Origin of the sequence: Pseudolabrys sp. Root1462 (genome assembly GCF_001426945.1) — a bacterium.
GTDB lineage: Bacteria > Pseudomonadota > Alphaproteobacteria > Rhizobiales > Xanthobacteraceae > Pseudolabrys.
Window position 1 is genome coordinate 600,232 of sequence record NZ_LMFS01000001.1, and the last position, 16,382, is coordinate 616,613.

19 protein-coding genes are annotated in these 16,382 nt (G+C 64.3%); 14 read left to right on the top strand and 5 right to left on the bottom strand.

The window, feature by feature from the left end:
• Positions 1–41: 41 nt before the first annotated feature.
• Both ubiA and ASD45_RS02860 read right to left on the bottom strand, forming a co-directional pair.
• Positions 42–962, bottom strand: coding sequence for a 4-hydroxybenzoate octaprenyltransferase (gene ubiA / locus ASD45_RS02855; protein WP_056910099.1), 921 nt, complete (start codon positions 960–962; stop codon positions 42–44).
• A complete protein-coding gene (locus ASD45_RS02860) occupies positions 959–1,690 on the bottom strand; it encodes a hypothetical protein (RefSeq protein WP_056910100.1) in 732 nt (243 codons plus the stop codon). Before ASD45_RS02860 ends, ubiA begins: the two co-directional genes overlap by 4 nt.
• A 170-nt stretch (positions 1,691–1,860) precedes the next feature.
• Between ASD45_RS02860 and ASD45_RS02865 the strand changes: the two genes are divergently transcribed.
• The 7 genes from ASD45_RS02865 to ASD45_RS02895 all read left to right on the top strand — a co-directional run bounded on the left by ASD45_RS02865 (position 1,861) and on the right by ASD45_RS02895 (position 7,280).
• Entirely contained in the window at positions 1,861–2,604 is a 744-nt protein-coding gene (locus tag ASD45_RS02865; RefSeq protein ID WP_056910101.1) for a 16S rRNA (uracil(1498)-N(3))-methyltransferase, read from the top strand.
• Positions 2,605–3,203: 599 nt separating this feature from the next.
• Positions 3,204–3,671: a hypothetical protein gene (locus tag ASD45_RS02870; protein ID WP_056910102.1), complete on the top strand. Its 468-nt coding sequence runs from the start codon at positions 3,204–3,206 to the stop codon at positions 3,669–3,671.
• 174 nt (positions 3,672–3,845) lie between these two features.
• Positions 3,846–4,556 carry a ribonuclease T2 gene (locus tag ASD45_RS02875; protein WP_056910103.1) on the top strand — a complete coding sequence of 237 codons (711 nt, stop codon included), beginning with the start codon at positions 3,846–3,848 and terminating at the stop codon, positions 4,554–4,556.
• 223 nt (positions 4,557–4,779) lie between these two features.
• Positions 4,780–5,154, top strand: coding sequence for a hypothetical protein (locus tag ASD45_RS02880; RefSeq protein WP_056910104.1), 375 nt, complete (start codon positions 4,780–4,782; stop codon positions 5,152–5,154).
• Positions 5,155–5,211: 57 nt separating this feature from the next.
• On the top strand, positions 5,212–6,117 hold the full coding sequence (gene rlmJ / locus ASD45_RS02885) for a 23S rRNA (adenine(2030)-N(6))-methyltransferase RlmJ (protein WP_056910105.1): 906 nt from the start codon (positions 5,212–5,214) through the stop codon (positions 6,115–6,117).
• Positions 6,118–6,300: 183 nt separating this feature from the next.
• Complete coding sequence (locus tag ASD45_RS02890) at positions 6,301–6,513, top strand: cold-shock protein (protein WP_056910106.1); 213 nt, start codon at positions 6,301–6,303, stop codon at positions 6,511–6,513.
• A 161-nt stretch (positions 6,514–6,674) separates the two neighbouring features.
• Positions 6,675–7,280 (top strand): glutathione S-transferase family protein, encoded by a 606-nt coding sequence (locus ASD45_RS02895; RefSeq protein ID WP_056910107.1) that lies wholly within the window; start codon positions 6,675–6,677, stop codon positions 7,278–7,280.
• Between the two features lie 90 nt (positions 7,281–7,370).
• Here the strand turns inward: ASD45_RS02895 and ASD45_RS02900 are convergent, their stop codons facing one another.
• The 3 genes from ASD45_RS02900 to ASD45_RS02910 all read right to left on the bottom strand — a co-directional run bounded on the left by ASD45_RS02900 (position 7,371) and on the right by ASD45_RS02910 (position 9,806).
• A complete protein-coding gene (locus ASD45_RS02900) occupies positions 7,371–7,973 on the bottom strand; it encodes an outer membrane protein (protein ID WP_056910108.1) in 603 nt (200 codons plus the stop codon).
• 210 nt (positions 7,974–8,183) lie between these two features.
• Positions 8,184–8,846 (bottom strand): outer membrane protein, encoded by a 663-nt coding sequence (locus ASD45_RS02905; protein WP_056910109.1) that lies wholly within the window; start codon positions 8,844–8,846, stop codon positions 8,184–8,186.
• 336 nt (positions 8,847–9,182) lie between these two features.
• Positions 9,183–9,806: an outer membrane protein gene (locus ASD45_RS02910; protein WP_056910110.1), complete on the bottom strand. Its 624-nt coding sequence runs from the start codon at positions 9,804–9,806 to the stop codon at positions 9,183–9,185.
• A gap of 336 nt (positions 9,807–10,142) precedes the next feature.
• On the opposite strand from ASD45_RS02910, the gene ASD45_RS02915 reads away from it, so the two are divergent.
• From ASD45_RS02915 to ASD45_RS02945, 7 genes are all read left to right on the top strand, one after another.
• Positions 10,143–10,910, top strand: coding sequence for an SDR family oxidoreductase (locus ASD45_RS02915; protein ID WP_200949624.1), 768 nt, complete (start codon positions 10,143–10,145; stop codon positions 10,908–10,910).
• 43 nt (positions 10,911–10,953) lie between these two features.
• Positions 10,954–12,993 (top strand): excinuclease ABC subunit UvrC, encoded by a 2,040-nt coding sequence (gene uvrC, locus ASD45_RS02920; protein ID WP_082540611.1) that lies wholly within the window; start codon positions 10,954–10,956, stop codon positions 12,991–12,993.
• Positions 12,994–13,008: 15 nt separating this feature from the next.
• On the top strand, positions 13,009–13,899 hold the full coding sequence (locus tag ASD45_RS02925; RefSeq protein WP_056912557.1) for a dioxygenase: 891 nt from the start codon (positions 13,009–13,011) through the stop codon (positions 13,897–13,899).
• An 86-nt stretch (positions 13,900–13,985) separates the two neighbouring features.
• The gene (gene pgsA / locus ASD45_RS02930) at positions 13,986–14,594 is read left to right on the top strand and encodes a CDP-diacylglycerol--glycerol-3-phosphate 3-phosphatidyltransferase (RefSeq protein WP_056912558.1); all 609 of its coding nucleotides are present in this window, start codon (positions 13,986–13,988) and stop codon (positions 14,592–14,594) included.
• 16 nt (positions 14,595–14,610) lie between these two features.
• The gene (gene moaD, locus ASD45_RS02935) at positions 14,611–14,862 is read left to right on the top strand and encodes a molybdopterin converting factor subunit 1 (RefSeq protein ID WP_056912559.1); all 252 of its coding nucleotides are present in this window, start codon (positions 14,611–14,613) and stop codon (positions 14,860–14,862) included.
• A 57-nt stretch (positions 14,863–14,919) separates the two neighbouring features.
• Entirely contained in the window at positions 14,920–15,414 is a 495-nt protein-coding gene (locus ASD45_RS02940) for a molybdenum cofactor biosynthesis protein MoaE (RefSeq protein ID WP_056912560.1), read from the top strand.
• A gap of 13 nt (positions 15,415–15,427) precedes the next feature.
• Complete coding sequence (locus ASD45_RS02945) at positions 15,428–16,381, top strand: hypothetical protein (RefSeq protein ID WP_056910113.1); 954 nt, start codon at positions 15,428–15,430, stop codon at positions 16,379–16,381.
• The last annotated feature ends 1 nt before the right edge of the window (position 16,382 follow it).

Below are 16,382 nucleotides of genomic sequence, written 5' to 3' on the forward strand. Positions count from 1 at the left end.
CCATCCGCCGCCCCCGACGCCAGACCCTGCACTCTTAACGCTTAAAGCGCCGCATCGATCAACAGGGCCGCGAATAAAATGAGGCCGGCCTCGCGGTTCGAGCGGAACAGCATCAGGCACAGCGCCGGATCGTCGATGTCGATGCGCTTGACCTGCCAGGCGAGATGCCCGGCGAACAGGGCAAGGCCCGCCAGGGTGATCCAGCCGGCGCCGGCCATCAGGCAGGCGATGCCGATCAGCAGCACCGCCGCGGAATAGAAGATCGCCAGCGCGCGCTTGGTATTGGCGCCGAACAGCAGCGCGGTCGACTTGATGCCGATCATCATGTCGTCCTCGCGATCCTGGTGCGCGTAGATCGTGTCGTAGGCGATGACCCAGCAGATCGAGCCGGCGTAGAGGACGATCGGCGCCCAATCGAGCCGGCCGAACGCCGCCGGCCAGCCCATCAGCGCGCCCCAGGAAAAGGCGAGGCCAAGAAAGATCTGCGGCCAGTAGGTGATCCGCTTCATGAACGGATAGATCGCAACCACCAGCAGCGAGGCGAGGCCCGTCAGGATCGTAAAGCGGTTGAACTGCAGCAGCACGGCGAGTCCGACCAGCGCCTGCGCCACCATGAATGCCGCGGCTTGCTTCGCGGTGACCTGGCCCGATGGGATCGGCCGCGAGCGCGTGCGCTCCACTTTGCCGTCGAGATCGCGATCGACCAGGTCGTTCCAAGTGCAGCCGGCGCCGCGCATGGCAAAGGCGCCGATCAGGAACAGCACGATGTGCCAGCCGCTGGGCGAACGATCCATCGCCAGACCGGTCAGGCCGACCGACCACCAGCATGGCATCAGCAGCAGCCATGAGCCGATCGGGCGGTCGAGGCGAGCGAGTCTCAGATAAGGGCGGAAGGCGGCCGGCGCGCGCAGATCGACCCAGTTACCGGTCGCATCGGCGACGCGTCCGCCGCTGTCGGTCATTTGCCGAGCGCGCCGCCGCTGAGCGTATCGAAGGTGCCGCCGCGGCCGGTTTTGATGTTGCCGGAATCCGGCACCGGGGCGCTGAGGGCGTCGCTCAGGCTCGGGCCGCGCGGCTTCGGCGGGCCGGAAGCTGCCACTTCGCAGACGCGGGTGCGGATCTCGTTGGTCTTGCTGTGGCTCTTGGTGAGGTTGTCGACGATCTCTTTCGGGATCTCACACTTCGTCGCGTTGGTGCTGGCGTATTTCACCAGTTTGGCTTCCGACGCTGAGTAGTCGTTGAACAGCTTGCAGGCGACGGTCGGCGGAACCTTCTTCTTGCTGGCCTCCTGGATCAGGCGGCCTTTCTTGTCGGCCTCCTGGCGCAAGGCCATGAAGTCCTTGTAGCAGGGCGGCTCCTGCGGCTGCTGTGGCGCCGCCAGCGACGGACCGAAGCCGGTCGGCGGCGGGATGAAACCTTGCTGCGGCGCCGGAGCCGACGCGTTGGGCGCCGGCCAGGCACCCGATTGAGCCGGCTGTGACGGCGCGGGCCAGGCGGCGGCGGGCTGCTGCTGGGCAGACTCCTGCTGCGGAGCGGGCGCCTGCTGCTGGGCTGCCGGCGCGGGCCAGGCGGACGCGGGGGCTGCCTGCTGCTGGGGGGCCGGCGCAGGCCATGCGGTTTGCGCGGCGGCAGCGCCTGCAGCCAGCGGCGACAGGTAAACGGCAATGGTCAAAGCCCGGCACAGGCTCATGGACGGCTCCTTTCCCGGTCTTCGCTCAATTGACAAGCGAGGGACCGCGGACAGGCTTATAACAACCCATTGAATGCGTCGGGAAGGCGGCAATTTGCGTTAAATCGCCGCCGTGGCCGTTATTCCGCCCGCCGCGAGGTTTCAAAGCTAAGTTCGGACCAATCTCCACCATGCCCCGTTACGATTTCCGTACGCCGCGCATCTATGTCGATGCTGCTTTGGCGGCAGGCGCCGAAGTACCGCTCGACCGCGACCAGACGAATCATCTCTGCAACGTGCTGCGGCTCGCGGCTGGCGACGCCGTGCTGTTGTTTAATGGCCGGGACGGCGAATGGGGCGCGGAACTCGCGGGTGCCGGCAAGCGTACGTTCGCCAGGGTGGACCGGCAGCAGCGGCCGCAGCCGGCGCGGGCCGACCTCGATTTCCTGTTCGCGCCGCTCAAGCACGCCCGGCTCGATTACATGGTGCAGAAGGCCGTCGAACTCGGCGTCACGCGGGTGCGGCCGGTGCTGACCCAGCACACCCAGGTCACCCGCATCAATCTCGAGCGCATGCGGGCCAACGTCATCGAGGCGGCACAGCAATGCGGCGTGCTCGCGATCGCCGAGGTCGCCGAAGCTGTTCCACTCAAGACCGCGGTTGCCGCCGATCCCGAGCGGTTGCTGATCTTCTGCGATGAGGACGCCGAGGTCGCCGACGCGGTCGCGGCGCTGAGCGCGGCTGCCGCGTCGCCGCGGCCGCTCGCAGTGCTGGTCGGTCCGGAAGGCGGCTTTTCGGAAGCGGAACGGGCGCTGCTGTTGCAGCGGCCGAATATCGTGCGGCTGTCGCTCGGGCCGCTGATCCTGCGTGCCGATACGGCTGCGGTCGCGGCGCTGACATTGACACAGGCGGTGCTGGGCAACTGGCGCCCGTAGGCGGGCCTGCGTCACGCGCTTGAATGAGCGAAAAAGATTTCGGCGCGGCTGCCGGCAAATGCCGGCAGCCAACGCCGCAACGCCTGATGGCCAGTCAGTATGACGTCTCGATACGCAACGCCACGCGGCCAACGCGTTACGCCACTCACGGACAACGCATACAAACAAACGCGACGAGTACGCTACGAACGCACGGACAGACGCACACGAACGACGCGACATAAATTGACGACAAACGCAAACGACGCGGTCGCATGCGGCCACGCAACGCGCGAACAAGTTTTAATCGACGCAACAGACGGGACGCTACGGACGCCGCTCATCACGCAACGCGAGCGGCATCGACAAGGCGAATCCACAAACGCGACTCGATTCGAGTGCGCAGGATCATGGTGCGCTGCAAGTGGAGTCGCGAGTCCTGAGAGCACCGAATCTGTGGTCAACTCGGTGATGGCTTCGCCGAATCTGTGGCTAACGTCAGGCGTGGCGGCGAAGCATGGTACCCTCGTCTCAGCCGGCACCGGGCGGGCCGACTTTTTTCCATCTTTCCGCTGGCCGACGGCCTGCGCTAGGATGCTGCCTTAGTCGGAGTGTGGTTCATGATGACGTTCGATCGTTTTGCCCGGCGTGCGGGAATGGCGGCGATGGCCGCGCTGGTCGCGGCGGCCTTCGGTGGCGGCCCGGCGCAGGCGGCGAGCTGGCTGGAGAAGAATTTCTATCTCTCCGGTCCCAATTACGATGGCGACGTCCCGTCCTGCGAAGCGGCGCTTGGCACCATTTCCGACCGGTTCGAGACCAAGGAAAGCCGGTTCTGGAACTCGAACGCGCAGATCCTCGGCTACGAACGGGTCCGGCAGGTGGCATTCCGCCCCTGGGCCCGCGGCACCATCCCGCGCCGCTTCTGCCGGGCGGTCGCGACCGTCAACGACGGCCGCAAGCATGTGGTCAATTACTACATCACCGAGGACGGCGGCGACATCGGCGCCACCTGGGGCGTGACGTGGTGCGTGGTCGGCTTCGACCGCAACATGGCTTACAGCCCGGCCTGTAAGATGGCACTGCCCTGACGGCCGGTTGCTCGTTACCGAGACTGGTCGGACGCTCGCTGCAATGCAGCGACGCGCTGTGAAATAGCGCAATTTTGATCTTTGTTTGTTCTTGATATGTTCGAATATTGAGGCTAAACTGTGATGAAACTTTGCCCTGGATCAATTCGGGCTTTGTTCTTCCGAGGAACCGAGATGTCGTCAGGCCAATGGCGGTTGCGAAGGCTGGGGCAAGCGGCGCGCACCGTGGCGGTGGTCAGTACCTTTACGTTCCTGTTAGCAGTGGTTGCCTTCGCTCAGACCGACCGGCGGCAGAATGCGCCAGGACAGTTCGATTTCTATGTGCTGTCGCTATCGTGGTCGCCGTCATACTGTGAAGCAGCCGCCGAGCGCGGGAGCCGCCGCAACTCCGACCAGCAATGCGCCGGACGACCTTACGCTTTCGTGGTGCATGGGCTGTGGCCGCAGTACGACAAGGGCTTTCCGTCATACTGCAGAGTGCCGGCGCCGCGCCTCAATCGCGGCATCGTCAGCACCATGCTCGATCTGATGCCGAGCCCGCGTCTAGTTTATCACGAGTGGGACCGGCACGGCACATGTTCGGGATTGTCGGCCGGCGCCTATTTCGAAACGGTGCGCAAGGCGCGTTCGGTAGTGAAGATCCCGGAAGAATATCTTGATTCTGACAAGCCAGCGATGGTGTCGCCCGGCGACGTCGCCAGCGCATTTATCAAGGCCAATCCAGGCCTGTCGCACGACGACCTTGCCGTCACCTGCGACAGCAAACGACTGAGCGAAGTGCGCATCTGCATCGGCAAGGACTTTTCCTTCCGCGCCTGCCCTGAAACGACGCGCAGCGCCTGCCGCCGCGACAAGGTGGTGATGCCGGCGATCCGCGGCGGCTGAAGACTGTTGTTTATTCGTCTGCGCCTGCGTCGCCTCGATCGGCGGTTCGCCTCGTCACTCGACTGCGTTCAGCTTCGCTTGTTTCTGCGACCGCGTTAAACCGGCGCTAACGTTCGCCGCCATTGGCAGGGGACAGCGCGTGCCCTCGCGTCAATTGCCCTTAAATTTGAATCACGATTGACGCAGATTAACGCCGCTTTCTGGTACCGGTGGGCGCGGGCGGATGGATCGAGTCAGAAATTACGTCAGTTTCATTACGTGGTTCGTCGGTCTCAGCTACCTGGCGCTGTGGCCGCTGGCCGTGCCGTGCGCCGGCCTGACGATGGAGTCATGGCGGGATACTTGCCAGTCGCATTCCGCGCTCGTGTTGTCGCTCGGCCTGCACGTGATCGGTGCCACTGCTGCCAGTTGGGTGGTGTTGCGCTTGGGCTTATTTGGGCTGCGCCGGTTGTTGCGGATCGTGTCGCCAAAGGCGGAGCGCGGCGGTGCCTGGCGTCAGGCCCTTGCCGCATCGCTGAAGCAAAACCGCAAGCCGTTGCCGCCACCGCGCTGGGTTCCCCGCCGCCGCGAATTTGGCCTGCGCCGGGGTTCGCGTTGAAGCCGCCGCGATAATGGCGTAACCGGTCGTCAGCGCCGCCGCACCGATGAGCCGCCGTTGAATTACCGCCACGCCTTTCATGCCGGAAATGTCGCCGATGTGTTCAAGCACGCGGTGCTGTGCCGCATCCTCAGTTATCTCACCGAGAAACCGGCGGCCTTCCGCGTCATTGATACGCATGCCGGCGCCGGGCTTTACGATTTGTCGAGCGCAGAGGCGCTGCGCGGCGGCGAGTGGCAGGCCGGCATCGGCCGGCTGATGGCGGCGGTCGCCGCCGGCGATGTGCCGGAGCGCGCCGCGGCGCTGCTCAAGCCCTATCTCGACGTCATCGGCGCGCTCAACGAGCGCGGCTCTCTGAAGACCTATCCCGGCTCGCCGGCGCTGACCCGCGCCTTCCTGCGCGCCGAGGACCGGCTGATCGCCTGCGAGGTCGAGTCCAAGGCCGAGGTCCAACTGTCCCGCCATTTGCGTAATGACGCCCGCATCAAGGTGATCGGCATCGACGGCTGGTCGGCGATGACGGCCTATGTGCCACCGCCGGAACGCCGCGGTCTGGTGCTGGTCGATCCGCCGTTCGAAGAGGAGGCCGACTTCCATCGGCTGTCGCATACCTTGGGGCTGGCGCACCGCAAATGGGCCACCGGCATATATGCCTTATGGTATCCGATTAAGGGCCGCGGCGAGGCTGACGCCCTTAGCAAACGAATCCGCAAGCTCGGCATCGCCAAGGTCCTGCGGGCCGAGTTGTTAGTTTCCCCGGTCAAGGACCAGAGTCGCCTCAATGGCTCCGGCCTCATTCTGGTCAATCCGCCCTGGACGCTGGAAGGCGAGTTGCAGGCGATGCTGCCGGAACTGGCCCGGCTCCTTGAGCGCGAACCCGGCGGCGGCAGCGTCCGGATCGACTGGCTGGCCGGCGAGGCGGAGTCTGCTGCACCGCGCAACCGCTCGCCTCTCTCTCACTAATCTCTTTTCACGCGGACGGACTTGGTGTGTAGTTCGTCGGTTGGCAATGGCGTTCCGCCTCCTTGTGGGGGGCTCGGCGGAATAACTAGGCCCGGTCAGGCCAGAGATTTCTCCGTCCGTGAAAGCCGTGTCGATTCGCCGCGCGTGGGGCCGGCGATGAAGCAGTGCGGGAGGAACTTCTCGATGGCGCAGTCTGGTGTCGTCAAATTTTTTAATACCGAACGTGGCTACGGGTTCATCAAACCGGACGACGGCGCGCGCGATGTGTTTGTGCACATCACCGCGGTGGAGCAGGCCGGATTGAAGAGCTTGAACGAAGGACAGAAGATCACGTTCGACGTCGAGCCCGACAAGAAGGGCAAGGGCCCGAAAGCGGTCAACCTCATCGTGAGCTAGCCGGAGCCGGCATCGGCCGCTTGCGCCAGCGGCCGCCTTGTGCGGTAAAGGATCGTCAAGCGCGCACATTCCGTGCGCGTCAGCCGACAACGGTGCCATCAGCAGCGCGGGTCGAAGGCGGCCCGTGCGCGGGTGTCCTGCGGCAACGATGGAATGCGCCCATGATGATCCTGCGTCACAGCCAAGCCTCGCCCTTCGTGCGCAAGGTGAAGATCGCCGCCGAGATTCTCGGTCTTTCCGATAGAATCGAGCTGCGCGATGCCGACACGGCCGCGCCGGAGCCGGGCTTTCTCGGACAGAACGCGCTGGGCAAGATTCCGACGCTTGTGCTCGAGGACGGCACGACGTTGTTCGATTCGCCCGTCATCCTCGAATATCTCGATCATCTCGCCGGAGGCGGGCGCATTTTGCCTACGGAGCCGAAGGCGCGGTTCGGCGCCTTGCGTCTGCAGGCCTTGGGCGATGGCATTCTCGATGCAGCGCTGCTCATTGTTTACGAAGGTCGTTTTCGTAAGCCCGAGATGAAAGTGCAGAGCTGGATCGATCGTCAGTTGGGCAAGATCGATCGTGCGCTCGCCGTGCTCGAAGCGGCGCCGCCGGCGATCGGCGCGGCGCCGGATGTCGGGCAGATCACGCTCGCCTGTGCGCTGGGTTATCTCGATCTTCGGCTCGAGGGTCGCTGGCGCAACGAGCACCCGAAGCTGGTCGTCTGGCTCGATCAGTTCGCCGCGGGCGTGCCGGCTTTCGCCAAGACGAAGCCGGCCTGATTTCGGCGGACGTCGTGGCTCCTACGCTGCAATGAAAAAGCCCCGGCGTTCTGCCGGGGCTTTTAGTTTGCTCAGTCGCCGTCGCAGTAATCAGAAGCGGTAGTTCAGGCCCGCACGAACGATGTTCGTATGGTACTCGGAGCCAACGCCGGCGAGGCTCGGGCCGTCGCCGAGATCGACATACAGATATTCGATCTTGGCGGTCAGCGGACCCGAGATCGCCGCTTCGATGCCGCCGCCCAGGGTCCAGCCGCTCTCGTTGTCGCTCACCATGCCGATACCCGTCACCGTGTTGCTGACATCGCCGAACGCGGCGCCGCCGGTGACGTAAGGCAGGATCGAACCGGTCGAGCCCATGGCGTAGCCGATGCGGCCGCGGATGGTTGCCAGCCAGTTGTTGCGCACCGAAGCGCTGGTGTGGCTAAGCCAGTTCATGTCGCCTTCGAGGCCGAACACCCACGGGCCGCTCTGGAAGTTGTAGCCGAGCGTGCCGCCGACGAGACCGGCGGAGTTGCTGCCCGTGAACGAGCCGCCACCATTGATGCCGATGTAAGGGCCGCTCCAGTTATAGAACGAGACCGCCGGTGGCACATAGGCCGGCGCCTTGGTCACGGCGCGCGGCATGTCGGCGGCATGCGCCGATGCTGCCCCGAGCGCAACGATCGCAACTGTGGCGAGAAGAAACTTTTTCATGACGCACCTCATCAGAATGTGAAACCATCCGGACGGACGCGCCTGCGCCGTCCCCCGATGCAAATTGAAACGCCAATGAGATTGTTCAGTTCCGGGCCCTATCGGCGATTCGGCCCGATAAACACGAAACTCTGGGGCTGTTGCGCAGAGGCAACAAAAAACCCCGGAGCAAGCTCCGTGGTTCGTTGCAGTGTTTTTGTTTGACGCTGCTTAGAAGCGGTAATTGATGCCGCCGCGAACGATGTTGCTGCGGAAGTCGGTGGTCGAACCGACCGGCGCACCGGCATCCTGCAGATCGACATAGAGGTACTCGACCTTCGCCGACCAGGGACCGGCGATCGCGGCCTCGACGCCGCCGCCCAGCGTCCAGCCCGCCTTGGTCTCGGACGAGCTGCCGAAGCCGGTGGCCGAGGTCTTCACGTCGCCGACCGCGAGGCCGCCCGTTACGTAAGGCAGAAAACGATCGAAGGCGTAGCCGATGCGGCCTCGCGCAGTGCCGAGCCAGTTGTTCTTGGCTTCGCAGGAGATGCCGACGGCACAAGGCGCAGAACCCTTGAGGTTGCTCCAGTCAACGTCGCCTTCCAGACCGAACACGATCTGGTTCATCTGGTAGTTATAACCGACCGTGCCGCCGACGAGGCCGCCCGAGGTGTTGAAGTCGCCGCCGGACGAGAGCGGACCGCTGACCGAGGAGTGACCCCAGCCGCCACCGCCGTTGATACCGAGATAGAGGCCCGACCAGTTGTAGATCGGAGCAATGTAGGCCGGCGCCTTGGTTGGCATCGCCTGACGACGCGGCAGATCCGCGGCGTTGGCTGCGCTCAGCGAGGACACGATCGCCACCGCAGCGGCCGCGAAAACGAAACGCTTCATCTCAAACTTCTCCGTACGTGAAGCCCCAAAACCTGGCCGCACAGTATTCGGTTTTCAAATCGCGTCTAGTGCAAATAAGTCACAGATAACAACAAGTTAGAGTGAACTTTGAGACACGTCTCCGACAATCTAAAGTCACGGAGTTGTCTCAATCTGGACGAATGAAGGCCATGAAACATGCATGCGAATACTTGGGTACGGCTAAATTAACGCTCGATTTACAGCAAATCGGCCGCCCCACCTTATTCGGTAACTGATCGAGGCAAGAAAAAGGCTCCGGACCAGCGGTCCGGAGCCTGATCAGTGGTCAGAGGAGCGGGCCGCCCCGCATCTCCGTTAGAAGTGGTAATTCACCCCGACGCGAATGAAGTTCGTCTCCAGGCCATTGCTGGTGCCGGTGATCGAATACGCACGGTTGCCGAGATCGGCATAGAGGTACTCGATCTTCGCCGACCACTGCCGCGCGAGGCCGAGTTCGACGCCGAGGCCGAGGGCCCAGCCGACATGGGTCTTGGATTCGGAAAGAGCGCCGCTCTCGCCCTTGATACCGCCATAGGCCAGACCGCCCGTGCCGTAGAACAGGATGTTGTTCCAGGCCATGCCGATGCGGCCGCGCAGCGAACCGAACCAGGGGTTCGAGAACTTGTAGGGCGCGAAGGTGTCGTCGGCTCCGGAGAGCTGGAGATCGGTTTCGCCACCGAACACGAACTGGCCCTGCTGCCAGTTGTAGCCGCCGGTGAGGCCGCCGAGGACGCCGCTCGGCTTGGTATTGGTACCGGGAACGTCGCCCCACTGGTAACCAATCATGGCGCCGGCATACCAGCCGGCCCAGTTGTAGTAGGAGCCGGCCGCCGGCTGCGAATAGTACGGCGAGGGGCCACGCGGAATATCGGCGGCAGTCGCGGCGCCGGTCGCCGCAGCGGCCGCCAGCATGGTCAATGCCAGAATTTGCTTCTTCATCTTACTCTCCACCTACTCACGCGTCTTGCTCGCGACGCTCGTTCCACGCGCCTTGTCGCGCCGGCGCATCGCGTTGACCGTCAAGAATTGCCCGGGCCGTCGTTACCAAACTTGGACAATTTTCCGTCGCCGAGTTATCGCGCTTTGTCAGTTAAGCGGTTATTACCCGCTAACCCTGACGCCGCGTTATCCCTAAAGAACGGTTGCGCTTTATGCTTTCCGCGGCGTTTACCATGTCGGCTTCAGCCGCCGTGCTTGCAGGCAGCGCGCATTTCGGTTTTCCATCGGCAAATGCGGTATGGTTAAGAATCTTTCGAAGACGGGTTGAATCAAGCAGTGCGAAATCTTGAAAAGGATGCGCCAGGTGCGGCGCTGATTACCGGCGCAGCGCGCCGCATCGGGCGAGCCATCGCTCAGGCCCTATCGCGCCGGGGCTACGCTGTCGTGCTGCACGCCAACCATTCACGCGAAGAGGCTGAAACGCTCGCCGCTGCGATCGTGCGCGACGGCGGCCGCGCTACAGTCGTCGCGGGCGATCTCGCCGATGCAGCGGCGGTGTCGCGCATCGTTCCGGCTGCCGCGTCCTTCGGTAAGCTGACGCTGCTCGTCAACAATGCGAGCCTGTTCGACGAGGACGAGGCCGCGACCATGACGCGCGAGCGGTTCGAACGCACGCTCGCCGTCAATCTCACGGCGCCGCTCTTCCTGGCGCAAGCCTTCGCCGCCCAGGCGCCGCGCGACGCGTCGTCGTCCATCGTCAATATCGTCGATCAGCGGGTGCTGCGGCCGACGCCGAAATTCTTCTCTTATGCAATGAGCAAGTCCGCGCTCCACGCCGCGACCACGACGCTTGCGCAGGCATTCGCGCCGCTGCGCGTCAACTCCGTCGCGCCGGGCCCGACGCTGCCGAGTCCGCGGCAGAACGCCAGCCAGTTTGCCGAGCAGGCCGCGCTGATGCCGCTCGGACGGGGACCAGCGCCGGAGGAGATCGCGGCGGCGGTGGTCTACCTCGCAGACGCCCGCAGCGTTACCGGCGTGACAATTGCTGTGGATGGTGGTCAGCACCTCGCGTGGAAAACGCCGGATACCGACTTGATCGAATGAGCCGCGGAGTAGCCAACCAGCCCGCGCAGCCTATATTCCAGCCATGAGCGGCGGCAAGAAAGACATCGACCCGGCCAGCGAACTGCGCGAAGACGACGATGCGCCGACGCTGCCCGAGCTCGATCTCAGCGAACCCGAAGCCGAGGCCGGCACCTTGGCCCACGGCCGGGCCGCGATCGCGCGCGCCGTCAAGCATGCCCCGGCCGGCCCCGGCGTCTATCGCATGATCGATGCGAAAGGCGAGGTGCTTTATGTCGGCAAGGCCAAGAGCATCAGAAAGCGCGTCGCCAGCTATACGCGGCCGGTCGCTTATGACGCGCGTATCGCGCGGATGATCTCGGCGACGGTGTCGATGGAGTTCGTCTCCACGGCGACCGAGACCGAGGCGCTGCTGCTCGAGGCCAATCTGATCAAGCGCCTGCGGCCGCGCTTCAACGTGCTGCTGCGCGACGACAAATCGTTTCCCTATATCCTGATCACCTCGGATCACTGGGCGCCGCAGATTCTCAAGCATCGCGGTGCGCGGACGCGGCAGGGCCATTATTATGGTCCGTTCGCCAACGCCGGCGCGGTCAACCGCACCATCAACGCGCTGCAGCGCGCGTTCCTTTTGCGCTCTTGCTCGGATTCGTTCTTTGAATCGCGGTCGCGGCCCTGTCTGCTCTACCAGATCAAGCGCTGCTCGGGGCCGTGCACGCAGGAAATCGATTTCAAGGGTTACGCCGAACTGGTGCGCGAGGCGAACGCCTTTCTCGACGGCAAGAGCCGCACGGTGCAGCAGGAACTGTCGGCCGAGATGGAGCAGGCTTCGCAGGCGCTCGATTTCGAACGCGCCGCGATCTATCGCGACCGCCTTGCCGCATTGTCAGCGATCACATCGACGCAGGGCATCAATCCGCGCACGATCGAAGAGGCCGATGTCTTCGCCGTGCATCAGGAAGGCGGCTATTCCTGCGTCGAGGTGTTCTTCTTCCGCACCGGACAGAACTGGGGCAACCGCGCGTATTTCCCAAAGGCCGATCGTGCATTCGGTCCCGCCGAGGTGCTCAGCGCATTCCTGGCGCAGTTCTACGACGACAAGCCGCCGCCTCGGCTGATCATCGTATCGCATGATTTCGATGAACGCGCGCTGCTGGCCGAGGCGCTATCCGCCAAGAGCGCGCGCAAGGTCGAGGTGGCGGTGCCGCAGCGCGGCGAGCGCAAGGATCTGGTGATGCATGCGCTCGCCAATGCGCGCGAGGCGCTCGGCCGCAAGCTTGCCGACACGGCGTCGCAGCAGCGCCTGTTTGCGGCGCTGAAAGAAGCCTTCGGCCTGACGAAGCCGCCCCAGCGCATTGAAGTCTACGACAACAGCCATATTGCCGGCACCAACGCAGTCGGCGGCATGATCGTCGCCGGGCCAGAAGGCTTCCGCAAGAACCAGTATCGCAAGTTCAACATTCGCTCGGCCGAACTGACGCCCGGCGATGACTACGCGATGATGCGCGAGGTGCTGCAGCGGCGTTTCAAGCGGCTGCTGACCGAAAACCCGCGTACTTCCGTCGATGTCACGGCCGCCGCCGCGATGGCGGGCGCGGTCCCGCTCGATGGCGCAGAGGAACCCGCCGACTCCCCCTGGCCCGATCTGTTGCTGATCGACGGTGGGCAGGGGCAACTGCGCATTGCGCAGGAGACGCTCGCGGAAATGGGCGTAGCCGACGTGCCGCTGGTCGCTATCGCCAAGGGCCGTGACCGCGAGGCCGGGCGTGAAACCTTCTTCATGCCGGGCAAGACGCCGTTCAAGCTGCCGCCGCGCGATCCGTTGCTGTATTTTGTCGAGCGATTACGCGATGAGGCGCACCGCTTCGCCATCGGCTCGCACCGCACGCGGCGCAAGAAGGACATTCGCGAAGCCGGCCTTCAGGAAATCGAGGGGATCGGGCCCACCCGCAAGCGCGCCTTGCTTCACCATTTCGGGACGGTGAAGGCGATCGAGCGCGCCAGCCTCGCGGATCTGTCGCGAGTTCCTGGAATTAGTGCGGAGACGGCGCGGAAGGTTTATGAGTTCTTCCACGAAAAGGCGCCGGACCGAACCGGCACCTGAAGCCGGGAGGTGCCTTTGATCATCAAGAGTGAGGCCGACGTCACACCGGCCGTTCTCGAAGCCTACAGCAAGATCGACGATCCTCGGCTGCGGGAGATCGTTGCCGCGCTGGTCAAGCACCTGCACGCCTTTGCCCGCGAGGTTCATCTCACGGAAGAGGAATTCCATAAGGGTGCGGCGATCGTCGCGCGGCTCGGGCAAATGACCAATGCCACGCACAACGAAGTGGTGCTGATGTGCGGCTCTCTCGGCTTCTCGGCGCTGGTATGCCTCCTGAACAATGGCAATAACGGCCAGACCGAAACGACGGCGAACCTGCTCGGGCCGTTCTGGCGGCTGAATTCTCCGCGGACCGAGAACGGCGGATCAATCGTGCGCTCGCCGACGCCGGGCCCGGTGCTGTTCGTCACTGCTACGGTCAAGGACACGCAGGGCAGGCCGGTCGCCGGCGCTGAGGTCGATGTCTGGCACTCCTCGCCGGAGGGCTTCTACGAGCAGCAGGACCCCAGCCAGGCCGACATGAACCTGCGCGGCAAATTCATCACCGATGCGAGTGGGCAGTTCAGCTTCCGCAGCGTCAAGCCGGCAGGGTATCCGATCCCGATCGAGGGTCCGGTCGGCGATCTCCTGCGCCACGCCGGGCGGCACAATTACCGCCCCGCGCATCTGCACTTCCTGATCTTCAAGGAGGGTTTCAAGACCCACATCTCTCAAATCTACACACCGGACGACGATAAACTGGAAACCGACGTCCAGTTCGGCGTCACCCGCGCGCTGATCGGTAATTTCGTCCGCCACGACGGCCCCGCGCCCGCGGCGGACGTCGCCGGCGAGTGGTATTCCCTCGATCAGACTTTCGTCATGGAGGCCGGCCTCGCCAAGCTGCCGAAAGCCCCGATTCAGTAGCGGTAAAAGTCGCTTTTCGGCTGCATGCGAGATGATTGCGTGAAGCGGTTGACCTGATGGCGGTCGCGGTGTTCCTTGTCACCGACATGAATGCCACCCAAACCTCCAAGCTGCCGGCGCACCCGCTGTCGCTGCCGAATATTCTGACCTACGCGCGCATCGCCGCGGTGCCGGTCGTCGTCGGCCTGCTGTTCTGGCAGAGCCTGTTCGGTGGTGGATTGTGGCTGCGCTGGGTCGCGCTCGCGGTGTTCATCGCCGCCGCGGTGACCGACTTCTTCGACGGCTATCTGGCGCGGGCTTGGGGCCAGCAGTCGTCGCTCGGACGGATGCTCGACCCGATTGCCGACAAGCTGCTGGTCGCCTCGTGTCTCCTGATGCTGGCGGCGGGAACCACGATCCGCGGCTGGGCGCTGCTCGCCGCCATCATTATATTGTGCCGCGAGGTGCTGGTTTCGGGCCTGCGCGAATATCTCGCGGAACTGCGCGTTGGCGTGCCGGTAACGACGCTCGCCAAGTGGAAGACTTTCGGCCAGCTCATCGCCATCGGCTTCCTGATCGCGGGCGAAGCCGGCGAGAAGGTGCTGCCCTTTACGATCGAGATCGGCATCACGCTGCTGTGGCTCGCGGCGATTCTGACGCTCTACACGGGCTGGGATTACCTGCGTGCCGGCCTGCGACACATGATCGATGACTGAGCAAACGAGAATGGCGATCAAGCTACGCTATTTCGCCTGGGTGCGTGAACGCATCGGCAAGCCGGAGGAGGAGGTCGAACTCCCCGCCGCCGTTGTCACCGTCGGCGATCTGATGACCTGGCTCGTCGGCCGAGGCGAGGAATATGCATACGCCTTCGAGAACGCCAAAGTCATCCGCGCCGCCATCGACCGCCGCCACGTGAAGCCGCAGGCCGCGATTGCGGGCGCCAAGGAAATTGCCTTTTTCCCGCCGATGACGGGGGGGTGATCGCGCCAGCGTACGCCTCGGGATGACGAGAGGGGCGCGATCCACTAGATTATGGCCATGCCGGCCACAATTTCGGTCAAAGTCCAGCGCGAGCCCTTCGACGTCTCGGCCGAGACGGCGCTGCTGACGCGCGGTCGCACCGATGTCGGCGCCCTTGTCACTTTCACCGGCATCTGCCGCGGCGACGAGAACGGCCAGCCGATCGCGGCGCTGACGCTGGAACATTATCCCGGCATGGCCGAAGCCGAAATCGAGAGCCACGTCGCCGAGGCGGCGCGGCGCTGGCCGTTGGCCGGCGCCATCGTCATCCACCGCTATGGCCGAATCGCGCCCGGCGAGGACATCATGATGGTCGCGACGGCGTCATCGCATCGCGCCGCCGCCTTCGCTGCCGCCGATTTCCTGATGGCCTATCTCAAGACCCGGGCGCCGTTCTGGAAGCAGGTGGAGAAGGCGGGTGGAAAAAGCTGGGTCGAGGCCAAAGCCGATGACGATGCGGCGGCTGCGCGCTGGACCGGCCCCGCCGGCTCGAACGATCAGGCCGCCGAATAGCCGGAGAACGTCGATGATCCCGTTCGTGATGGCGGCAGTGGCGGCGATAGCGCTCACGGCTCGGCCGGCGCCGGCGGCGGAGGTGTCGTATTTCGACGTGACCAAGGGCGCGCATCCGCACGATGTCGCCCCGGCGCCGGACGGTACCGTCTGGTACACCGCGCAGCACCAGGGCGCGCTCGGCATTCTCGATCCGAGGACCGGCAAGGTGACACAAGTGTCGCTCGGCGCGGATTCGGCGCCGCATGGCGTCATCCTCGGACCGGACCGCGCTGCCTGGATCACCGATGGCGGGCTCAACGCCATCGTGCGCTATGACGCGACCACCAAAGCAGTGAAGGCGTTTCCGCTGCCGGCGGCATTCCCCAACGCCAATCTCAACACCGCGACTTTCGACCGCAAGGGCGTCCTCTGGTTCACCGGCCAGAACGGCGTCTATGGCCGCGTCGATCCGGCAACCGGCAAGGTCGACGCGTGGAAAGCGCCGAAGGGCGTCGGCCCCTACGGCATCACCACGACACCGAACGGCGAGATTTGGTACGCCTCGCTCGCCGGCGATCATATTGCCAAGATCGACACCGTGTCAGGCGATGCGCTGGTGGTGGCGCCGCCGCGCCCCGGCGTTGGGCCACGCCGCATTTGGTCCGACTCGAGAAACATCTTGTGGGTGAGCTTCTGGAACACTGGCGAGGTCGGTCGATACGATCCGCTCAACAAGGTGTGGCGTGTCTGGAAACTGCCGGATGCCGACAACGGCGCCTATGCCGTATTCGTCGATGACAAGGACAAGGTCTGGCTGTCGGACTGGAATGTGAACGCCATTGTGCGTTTCGATCCGGCGACGGAAAAGTTCGAGCGCTTCCCCAGCAACCGCAAGCGCTCTGACGTGCGCCAGATGCTCGGTCGGCCCGGCGAATTGTGGGCTGCCGAGTCCGGCACCGACCGCCTGGTTTTGATCAAGGACTAGC